Genomic DNA, 7325 nt, shown 5'->3' with positions numbered 1-7325 from the left:
CCGCCGGGTTCAATAGCTAAATTGCCCCCTTCAGACGCGGAATTGACCCACTAAATCAGCCAATTCCTGGGCCTGCCGCGCCATCGCGGTGGCCGAGGCCGTGGTCTGCTCGACCAGGGCGCCGTTGCGCTGCGTCATCTCGTCCATATTGGCGACTGCCGTATTGACCTCTTCCAGCCCGACTGCCTGTTCGCGGCTGGCCGAAGAAATCTCACCGACGATATCCGCAACTTTTTTTACCGCCGTGACAATCTCGGTCAGGCTGGTGCCAGTCAGGTTGACCAGACGCGCCCCTTCCCGCACTTCGCCGGTGCTGGCCTGGATCAGCGTCTTGATCTCGCGGCTGGCATCGGCCGAGCGCTGGGCAAGCGCTCGCACCTCCTGCGCCACCACGGCGAAACCCTTGCCGGCTTCGCCTGCTCTCGCGGCCTCGACACTGGCGTTCAGCGCAAGCAGGTTGGTCTGGAAAGCGATCTCGTCGATCAATCCGACAATGTCGGAAATCTTCTGTGCACTTCCCTCGATACGGCTGACGGCGGCGACAGCATCCTGCACCACGCTGCCGCCCTTCTCGGCGGTATTGCGTGCAGTGGCCGCCAGCTTGTTGGCGGCTTCGGCATTATCGGCATTCTGCTTCACCGTGGCGGTGATCTCGTGCATCGAGGCCGCGGTTTCTTCCAGGCTTGCCGCCTGCTGCTCGGTACGGCCGGCCAGATCGCTGCTGCCGGTGGAAATCTCGGCCGCAGCGTCACGCACCGACGAGGCAGCAAACGTCACCTTGCCAACGGTTTCCGACAGTTGCTGCGCCGTGCGGTTGGCATCCTGCTTCAGGCGATCGAACACACCGTCATAATCGGCCTCNNCCCGCAGCAGCGCCCACCACTTCACCGACAGCGCGATCCAGCAGGGCTTCCTGCGCCTTGCGCTGCTCCTCGGTGGTCTGGCGGTTACGCTCGACCTCGATCTGCAACTGTTCATTATCAAGGCCATTTTCCTTGAACACCTGCACCGCCCGCGCCATGGCGCCGATTTCATCGCTGCGCTCGCGATCCGGCACGTCGGTTGTCCATTCGCGGTTGGCAAGGCGATCCATCGCGCCCGTCAACATAGTGAGCGGATCGGCAATGCGCCGGCCGATATACAGCCAGCCAACCAGGAAGGCCGCCACCAGGCTGGCCAGCGCGACGATCACCAGCGTGGTCATACCGACCGTGCTGACACTTTTGGCCTGCTGGGTGGCATCGGCGACGCCGAGATTTGCGTCTTCAACGACATTCTGCGCCAGCGCGCCCAGCCGTTTGGCAGCCTCGCGGCTAGTGCGCAGCGTGGAGAGCGAATACTCCTGCGAATCCAGCTCCTGCTCACGGAAACTGAACAGGCCCGTACCCTCATCGCCGAACGACAGCACCTCTTTCGTCGCCTTGATCAGTTCCGGGTGCGGGTTGATCTTTTCAACAACTGCCAGGGCTTTTGTCACACGCTGCGACGAAGCCGCGAACCGCTTGGCCATATCGGCCAGATCGGCCCGCGTGGCGGACTGGGCGCCGACTGCAAGCTGCCCGACCGCATTGTTGACCTCGCCAAGCAGTGTGGCGGTCGCCTGCACCAGCGCCAGATCGTTGTTGGCCATGCGGGTAAGCGAGCGCTCGATGCGGGTCACATCCCCGCTGCGCGTCACATTCTGCATACTGCCGCTCAGATCCACCACGGCGTCGTCGATCAGCGGATTGGCAAAGCGCAGGAAACCTTCATGCGCCTTGGCGAGATTCTGGGTTTCCTGCACGCGCTGGGCGCTGGTCTGAATCCGGGCCGCAACCAGTTGCTCCAGCCGGTTGATATTGGCCAGCAGGCCGTTGGTTTCGGTCTTGATCTTCTCCAGCGTTTCGCCGCTCACACGGGCCGCAACGAGATCCAATACAGCCCGAATATCGGCCTCGCGCTCCTTGTTGCCCGCAGCGGTCGCCTTGAGTTCGGCGTCGTTCACCGCCGAGACCAGGTCCGGGGCAGCCCCCGCCATGTCCGCAACCCGCTCGGCCAGCGCCAGAGCAGCGACCACGGATGACACCCCTTCGTCGGTCACGGTCGTGATGGCCCGGTCGAGCCGGGACAGGGAAACCCACCCCGTCACCGCCGAAATCAACGCGAAAGAGGCAATCGCCCCCACCGCCAGGTAAAGCCGCTGACGGATTCCGCCCTGCCGCTTCGTGATCGGCGCCTCGGCCATCATATTCCCCCTCTGATTCTAATCGGGGCTGATTGTTCTGGGTTTTTCGATTTGGGGCAACCCCATTGATTCTGCAATATAAACTGGTAAATCGCATACTAGCATTGCGGGTGCCGGGCCGTGGCATCCGCGCCGACGGGTATGCTAGGCTGCCCGCACTGAGGAACGCCCGCCCATGCTCGTCCTGATCGACAACTACGACAGTTTCACCTGGAATCTGGTCCATTACTTTGGCCAGGTCGGCGCTCCGGTGCAGGTTTTCCGCAATGACGAGACCACGCCCGAAGCAATCCTGGCCATGAAGCCCGCCGGAGTGGTGCTATCGCCCGGCCCCTGCGACCCCGACCGCGCCGGCATCTGCCTCGCCATGATCGACAAGGCAGCCGAGACCCGCCTGCCCCTGTTTGGCGTCTGCCTGGGCCATCAGGCCATCGGCCAGGCCTTCGGCGGCAAGGTGGTTCGTGCGCCGCAACCCCTGCACGGCAAGATGAGCCGGATGCACCATAGCGGCGAAAGCGTCTTTGCCGGCCTGCCGCAGGATTTCCAGGCCACGCGCTACCATTCGCTGACCATCGACCCGGCTACACTGCCCAACAGCCTGTCGGTCACCGCCCGGGCCGAGGACGGCGTGATCATGGGCGTGGCGCATCGCGACCTACCGATCCATGGCGTGCAGTTCCACCCCGAGAGCATCGCCTCGGAACATGGGCTTGCGATGATCGCGAATTTTGTGCGCTATTGCGGCCTTCCGGTGGGCAAGATTTCGGAGCACGGACAGGCGGCATGAGTGCGGATGTAACGGAATTCAAGCGGCTGCTGGGGCTGGTAGCCGGTGGTGCGCGACTGAGCATCGAAGATGCCCGCACCGCCTTCGACGTGATGATGTCGGGCAATGCCACGCCGTCGCAGATGGGCGCCTTTCTGATGGCGCTGCGGGTACGCGGCGAAACCGTCGACGAGATCACCGGCGGCGCCATGACTATGCGCGCCAAGGTTAACGGCGTGACAGCGCCCGCGGGCGCCATCGATATCGTTGGCACCGGCGGCGACGTCAAGGGCACCTGGAATGTTTCGACCTGCTCGGCCTTCGTGCTGGCCGGCTGCGGCGTGCCGGTCGCCAAGCATGGCAATCGCGCGGTGTCGTCCAAGACTGGCGCCGCCGATGTGCTGACCGCGCTAGGCGTGAATATCGACTGCGACTTCCGCCTGATTGAAAAAGCCATCGCCGAAGCCGGTGTCGGCTTTCTGATGGCGCCGCGCCATCACGGTGCGATGCGCCATGTCGGCCCCACGCGTGTCGAACTCGGCACCCGCACGATCTTCAACCTGCTCGGCCCGCTCAGCAATCCGGCACTGGTGAAGCGCCAGTTGATCGGCGTGTTCGACCGCCAATGGGTGCAGCCGCTCGCCGAGGTGATGGGTAAGCTGGGCGCCAAAAAGGTCTGGGTCGTGCATGGCTCGGATGGTCTGGACGAGATCACCACCACCGGCCCGACTTACGTGTCCGAAATGGATGGCGGCAAGCTGCGGCATTTCGAGATCTCGCCCGAGGATGCCGGCCTGCCGCTGGCGAAGCTGGAAGACCTGAAGGGCGACGAGCCGACCGCCAATGCGGTGGCGCTGCGCGCCGTACTGAACGGCACGGCCGGCGCCTTTCGCGACATCGTATTGTTCAACGCTGGTGCCGCGCTGCTGATCGCCGGCAAGGCCAAGGATCTGCGCGATGGCGCCGCCCAGGCCGCGCAGTCGATCGACAGCGGCAAGGCGCGTGCGGCACTGGCCCGCCTGATCGAGATCACCCATGAACCGCCGCCACCTCTGCCTGAAGAGGAAGCCCCGGCGAAGAAGAAAGCGTCATGAGCGACGTCCTTGCCAGGATCAACGCTTACAAGCGCGAGCATGTCGCGGCGTGTAAAGCAGCCGTGCCGGCTGCTGAACTCGACCGACAGGCCCGTGCCACACCCACGCCGCGCGGCTTCATCCGCGCGCTGCAAAATACTGTCGCGGCCGGGCGCTACGGCCTGATCGCCGAAATCAAGAAGGCCTCGCCGTCGAAAGGCCTGATCCGCGCCGATTTCGATCCGCCCGCTCTCGCCCGGGCCTACGCTGCCGGCGGCGCCACCTGCCTGTCGGTGCTGACCGATGAGCCGTCCTTCCAGGGCCATGACGATTATCTGCGTGCGGTTCGCGCTGCCGTGAACCTGCCGATCATCCGCAAGGATTTCATGCTCGATCCCTATCAGGTGATCGAGGCCCGGGCCCTGGGTGCCGACTGCATCCTGCTGATCATGGCGTCTTTGAGCGATGCGCAGGCCAGCGAACTCGAAGCCGCCGCCGGCGACTACGGTCTCGACGTATTGGTGGAAGTGCATGATGGCGATGAACTGGAGCGCGCGCTGAAACTGAAAAGCCCGCTCCTTGGGGTGAACAATCGTAATCTGAAGACTCTGACCGTCGATATCGCCACGACCGAAGCGCTGGCGGCGCGCGTGCCGGCCGGCAGGATGCTGGTCGCGGAATCCGGCCTCTACACCAAGGCCGATCTCGACCGCATGGCAAACTGCGGCGCCCAATGCTTCCTGGTCGGCGAAAGCCTGATGCGCCAGCCGGACGTCGAAGCGGCCACCCGCCTGCTGCTGACCGGCAAGGAACTGGCCGCATGAGCGGCCGCAGGCTCACCCATCTGAATGAGGCGGGCGAAGCCCATATGGTCGATGTCTCGGCCAAGGCCGAGACCGAGCGTGTCGCCAGGGCCGGCGCCCGTGTGCTGCTGCAGAAATCGACGCTGGATCTGATCCTGTCGGGCCAGGCTGCCAAGGGCGATGTGCTGGCGACGGCGCGTATCGCCGGCATCATGGCCGCGAAGAAAACCTCCGACCTGATTCCGCTGTGCCATCCGCTGGCATTGAGCCAGGTGACAGTGGATCTGACGCCCGATCCGGCAGGCAATGCGATCGATATCGTCGCCACCTGCAAGCTGAAAGGCCGCACCGGCGTCGAGATGGAAGCACTGACGGCTGCCAGCGTTACGGCACTCACCATCTACGACATGGTGAAAGCCGTGGATCGCGGCATGCAGATCACCGCTATCCGGCTGCTGCATAAATCCGGCGGCAAGTCGGGCGATTTCAACGCATCATGATTCCCGTCAGCTCATGATTCCAGTTCGGGAGGCCCGCAGCCGTATCGTCACCGCCCTGCCGCCGATGGCCGCAGAAACGGTGGCGGTGAGCGCGGCGTCCGGTCGGGTTCTGGCGGAAGCTGTCGCGGCACGCCGCACACAGCCGCCCTTCGATGTCAGCGCCATGGATGGCTGGGCCTGCCGCCAGGCCGATCTCGGCAGCATTCCCGCGAAGCTGAAACCGGTCGGCCATGCCGCCGCCGGCGGTCGCCATGACGGTACGGTCGGCACTGGCGAATGCGTGCGCATCTTCACCGGCGCGCCGCTGCCCGATGGCGCCGATGCTATCGTGATCCAGGAAGACGCCGATCTTGTCGGCGACGTGCTGACCGTGCGTGAGGCGCCGAAGGCAGGTCAGTGGATCCGCAAAGCCGGTCTGGACTTCGCCGAAGGCCAGGTGCTGCTGCCGGCAGGCCGCCTGCTCGGCCCCGCCGATGTGGCGCTGGCCGCCGCGATGAACGTGCCCTGGCTGCAGGTGCGGCGGAAACCGCGCATCGCCGTACTCGCCACCGGCGACGAACTGGCGCGACCGGGCGAGCGCATCGGTCCGAACCAGATCGTCAGCTCGAACAATATCGGGCTCTGCGCCCTGATCGAGGCGAATGGCGGCGTCGCCGTCGATCTTGGCATTGCCCGCGACACCGAGGCCGATCTGCGCGAGAAGGCCACCGCCTCGGCCGGCTGCGACCTGCTGCTCACGCTCGGCGGTGCCAGCGTCGGCGAGCATGACCTCATTCACAAGATCCTCGGCGGCGGCGGCAGGAGCATCGACTTCTGGAATATCGCGATGCGGCCGGGCAAGCCGCTGATGTTCGGCCGCGTCGATCTTGGCAATAGCGCCACTATCCCGTTGCTCGGCCTGCCGGGTAATCCGGTCTCGGCGCTGGTCTGCGGCTATAATTTCCTGCTGCCGGCGATGCGCGCCATGCTGGGCCTCGACTGGGAAATCCGTTTCGAGACCGCGATCAGCAGCGCCGATCTTGGCGAGAACGACAGGCGCGAGGATTACCTGCGCGCCACGCTGAAGCGTCAGGAAGATGGCCAGCTGGTCGCCACCGCGTTCGGCAAGCAGGACAGTTCCATGCTGCGCCGTCTGAGCGAGGCCGACTGCCTGATCGTGCGCCCGCCGCATGGTCCGGCCATCACGGCCGGCGCCGCGGTGCCTATTCTGCGGCTGCGCTGATCATGCGTGTCACGCTGCTTGGCACCGGCTGCCCGCAGGTTTCCACGCGCCGTTATGGCCCGGCAAGCCTGCTGCGTACGGACACGCGGCAGTTCCTGATCGATTGCGGCTCGGGCGTCACCCAGCGTCTGATCGCGGCCGGTACCTCCGGCAAGCAGATCGATGCCGTATTGCTGACGCATCTGCATTCCGATCATATCGCCGACCTGTTCCAGCTGATCATCTCGAGCTGGCATCAAGGCCGCGACCGGCCGCAGCGCATCTTCGGCCCGGTCGGCACGAAACAGTATATGAAAGGCCTGATGGCCCTGTGGAAGCCCGAACTGGATCAGCGCATAGCCCATGAAAAGCGGCCATCTACCACAGCGCTCGAACTCGAGGTCACCGAAGTCGAGCCAGGCCGGATCTTTCAGGATGGCGATCTGTCGGTGATCGCAGTCCCGGTGCGACACCAGCCGGTGAAAGCTGCTTTCGGCTATGTCTTCGCTGATCAGCGGCACAAAATCGCCTTCAGCGGCGACACAGCCTATTGCCCCGAACTGATCCAGGCGGCGAAAAACGCCGACGCGCTGGTGCATGAATGTTTCATCCACCGTGAAATGCTGGCCCTGCCCGGCCGCTCGCCGGAAACGCTGGCCAATGTCGCCAGCTACCACACACTCTCGACCGAAGTTGGCAAGGTGGCCGGCCAGGCGCATGCCGCCTGCCTGATCCTGAATCATTTCGTGCCGGTCGAT

General features: G+C 64.6%; 8 protein-coding genes. 6 read left to right on the top strand and 2 right to left on the bottom strand.

Going from position 1 to position 7325, the window contains the following annotated elements; genetic code table 11:
* Nucleotides 1-30: 30 nt before the first annotated feature.
* Both CTR53_RS21000 and CTR53_RS20995 read right to left on the bottom strand, forming a co-directional pair.
* Nucleotides 31-843: a methyl-accepting chemotaxis protein gene (locus CTR53_RS21000; protein ID WP_290818407.1), complete on the bottom strand. Its 813-nt coding sequence runs from the start codon at nucleotides 841-843 to the stop codon at nucleotides 31-33.
* Nucleotides 844-847: 4 nt separating this feature from the next.
* Complete coding sequence (locus CTR53_RS20995; protein WP_290818404.1) at nucleotides 848-2227, bottom strand: HAMP domain-containing protein; 1380 nt, start codon at nucleotides 2225-2227, stop codon at nucleotides 848-850.
* Nucleotides 2228-2399: 172 nt separating this feature from the next.
* Between CTR53_RS20995 and CTR53_RS20990 the strand changes: the two genes are divergently transcribed.
* The 6 genes from CTR53_RS20990 to CTR53_RS20965 form a co-directional block, all read left to right on the top strand.
* Complete coding sequence (locus CTR53_RS20990) at nucleotides 2400-3011, top strand: aminodeoxychorismate/anthranilate synthase component II (RefSeq protein WP_290818401.1); 612 nt, start codon at nucleotides 2400-2402, stop codon at nucleotides 3009-3011.
* Nucleotides 3008-4084 carry an anthranilate phosphoribosyltransferase gene (gene trpD, locus CTR53_RS20985; RefSeq protein ID WP_290818398.1) on the top strand — a complete coding sequence of 359 codons (1077 nt, stop codon included), beginning with the start codon at nucleotides 3008-3010 and terminating at the stop codon, nucleotides 4082-4084. Before CTR53_RS20990 ends, trpD begins: the two co-directional genes overlap by 4 nt.
* Nucleotides 4081-4887, top strand: coding sequence for an indole-3-glycerol phosphate synthase TrpC (trpC, locus tag CTR53_RS20980; protein WP_290818395.1), 807 nt, complete (start codon nucleotides 4081-4083; stop codon nucleotides 4885-4887). Before trpD ends, trpC begins: the two co-directional genes overlap by 4 nt.
* On the top strand, nucleotides 4884-5366 hold the full coding sequence (moaC, locus tag CTR53_RS20975; protein WP_290818392.1) for a cyclic pyranopterin monophosphate synthase MoaC: 483 nt from the start codon (nucleotides 4884-4886) through the stop codon (nucleotides 5364-5366). Before trpC ends, moaC begins: the two co-directional genes overlap by 4 nt.
* A gap of 13 nt (nucleotides 5367-5379) precedes the next feature.
* Nucleotides 5380-6588 (top strand): gephyrin-like molybdotransferase Glp, encoded by a 1209-nt coding sequence (gene glp / locus CTR53_RS20970; protein ID WP_290818389.1) that lies wholly within the window; start codon nucleotides 5380-5382, stop codon nucleotides 6586-6588.
* 2 nt (nucleotides 6589-6590) lie between these two features.
* On the top strand, nucleotides 6591-7325 hold a 735-nt coding region (locus CTR53_RS20965), incomplete at its 3' end, for an MBL fold metallo-hydrolase (RefSeq protein WP_290818386.1).

Source organism: Ferrovibrio sp. (assembly GCF_002796975.1).
Classification (GTDB): Bacteria; Pseudomonadota; Alphaproteobacteria; order Ferrovibrionales; family Ferrovibrionaceae; genus Ferrovibrio.
This window is presented reverse-complemented; position numbering and strand designations above follow the sequence as displayed.

Excerpts from the sequence above, each read along its gene's own strand:
- trpC (WP_290818395.1), top strand. The coding sequence starts at position 4,081 with ATGAGCGACGTCCTTGCCAGGATCAACGCTTACAAGCGCGAGCATGTC.
- moaC (WP_290818392.1), top strand. The coding sequence starts at position 4,884 with ATGAGCGGCCGCAGGCTCACCCATCTGAATGAGGCGGGCGAAGCCCAT.
- glp (WP_290818389.1), top strand. The coding sequence starts at position 5,380 with ATGATTCCAGTTCGGGAGGCCCGCAGCCGTATCGTCACCGCCCTGCCG.
- trpD (WP_290818398.1), top strand. The coding sequence starts at position 3,008 with ATGAGTGCGGATGTAACGGAATTCAAGCGGCTGCTGGGGCTGGTAGCC.
- CTR53_RS20990 (WP_290818401.1), top strand. The coding sequence starts at position 2,400 with ATGCTCGTCCTGATCGACAACTACGACAGTTTCACCTGGAATCTGGTC.